Origin of the sequence: Streptomyces alkaliterrae (assembly GCF_007097205.2) — a bacterium.
Lineage (GTDB): Bacteria > Actinomycetota > Actinomycetes > Streptomycetales > Streptomycetaceae > Streptomyces > Streptomyces alkaliterrae.
The window spans coordinates 1-2,005 of the sequence record NZ_VJYK02000532.1; the positions used below are offsets into that span (position 1 = coordinate 1).

The following is a 2,005-nucleotide window of genomic DNA, read 5'->3' on the forward strand; positions in this document are numbered from 1 at the left end:
GGGCAGGGGGTCAGTGGGTGGTGCGGCGGCGGGCGGCCGGCTGGGTGAGGCGGTCGAGGAGGACGCCGAGGCAGACGATCGCGGCGCCGGCCGGGAGGCCGAGTGCGAGGTCGGCCTTGGAGAGGCCGGTGACGACGTCGTTGCCCAGCGCGCCGCCGCCGACCATGCCGGCGATGACCACGATGGACAGGACGAGCACCACGCCCTGGTTGACGGCGACGAGCAACGCGCCGCGTGCGAGCGGGAGTTGCACGTCCTTCAGCTGCTGCCAGCCGGTCGCGCCGAGCGACCGGGCGGCCTCCAGGGTGGCCGGGTCGACGCCGCGTACGCCCTGGGCGGTGATCCGGACGACGGCCGGCAGGGCGAAGACGACGGCGGCGGCGATACCGGCCGCGCGACCTGCGGAGAACAGCGCGATGACCGGGATCAGGTACACGAACTGCGGCATCGTCTGCATGGTGTCGAGCACGGGCCGCAGGAGTCGGTCGAGCCAGTCGAGGCGGGCGGCCAGGACGCCGATGACAAAGCCGAGCGCGAGCGTCACCAGCAGGGCGAGCAGCACCTGGGAGAGGGTGTCGAGGGACTTGGTCCACAGGCCCATGGCGCCGATCGCGGCGAGCGCGAGCGTCGCGCTGACGGCGGCGCGCAGCCGGCCCACGGCCCAGCCGAGTGCGGCGGCCAGCAGCAGCAGCGCCCACCACGGGGTGGCCTGGAGGCCTGAGCGCAGCGGGTTGAGTATCCACTCGGTGAAGTTCTGCGACCACACGAGGGTGCCGCCGAGCAGCGGGACGCCCTCGCCGAGGTTGTTCTCGAACCAGCCGAGGAAGTCGTCGACGGGGGTGGCGACGTCGACGGTCCAGTGCGCCGGCCAGTACGTGTCGCCGAGCCGGGGCCCGAGCACGTAGAGGGCGACGGCGGCCGCGCCGAGCGCGAGGCGGCCGGGCATGCCGCGCAGCCGGGCGAAGAGGCCGGTCGCGTCCTGCTGACCGCTTTCGTCGAGTCGGGCGCCGGCCGCGGAGGTGGTGCGGTCCAGCAGGACGGCGAGCAGCACGATGGCGAGTCCGGCGGCGAACGCCTGGCCGACGAAGAGCTGCTGCAGCGCGCTGTAGATCTCGTCGCCGAGGCCTCCGGCGCCGACGACCGAGGCGAGCACGACCATCGACAGGCACATCATGATCGTCTGGTTGAGGCCGAGCAGCATCTCCTTGCGGGCCAGCGGGAGCCGGGCGGTGCGCAGGAGTTGCAGCCGTCCGGCGCCGAGGGAGGTGGCGGCCTCGATGGCGGCGGGGTCGGCGGAGCGCAGCCCCAGCGAGGTGAGGCGGGCCATCGGCGGGGCCGCGTAGATGACGGTGGCGGCGAGCGCGGAGGGCACGCCGATGTCGAAGAGCAGCACGAAGGGCAGCAGGTAGGCGAAGGCCGGCATGACCTGCATGGCGTCGAAGACCGGCCGCAGGATCTTCTCGCAGCGGTCGGAGAGGCCGGCCGCCAGGCCGAGCAGGACGCCGAGCGCGGCGGACACGGCGACGGCGACGGCCATCAGCGCCAGCGTCTCCATGGTGGGCCGCCACATGTCCAGCAGTCCGCAGGCGGCGAAGACGCCGAGCGCGGTGGCGCCGGTGCGCAGTGCGCGGCGGCTGAGGTCGGCGCCCCCGGCGTACCAGGCGATGAGCGTGCCGAGGGCGGTGACGCCGATCCAGCCGAGGGTGTCGAAGACGTCGACGAGGCTGTCCACCGAGCTCTGCGCGGCGTTGCTGAGGTGGAGGAGGAAGTAGAGGAAGAGCCAGTGCGACTCGCGGTTGTCGATGAGCCAGCCGTCGAGGTCGGCGAGCGGCGCGCCCACGTCGTAGGTGAGCGCGGCGGGCCAGGCGGCGCCGCCTGTGACAAGTGCGCCGACCACCGCGACGACGGCGGCGAGGAGCAGTAGCACGGCCGTCGGCCGGGCGGCGAGGACCGCGAGCCGGCCGGGCGCCTTGGGGGCGGCCGGGGCGGCGCCGGGATCCTTCGC

The 2,005-nt window shown here is 74.1% G+C and carries 1 protein-coding gene; it reads right to left on the bottom strand.

Annotation, left to right across the window (positions count from 1 at the left end; translation table 11 throughout):
- Positions 1–10 precede the first annotated feature (10 nt).
- A partial coding sequence (locus FNX44_RS26480) for an ABC transporter permease (protein WP_228450279.1) occupies positions 11–2,005 on the bottom strand: 1,995 nt, incomplete at its 5' end.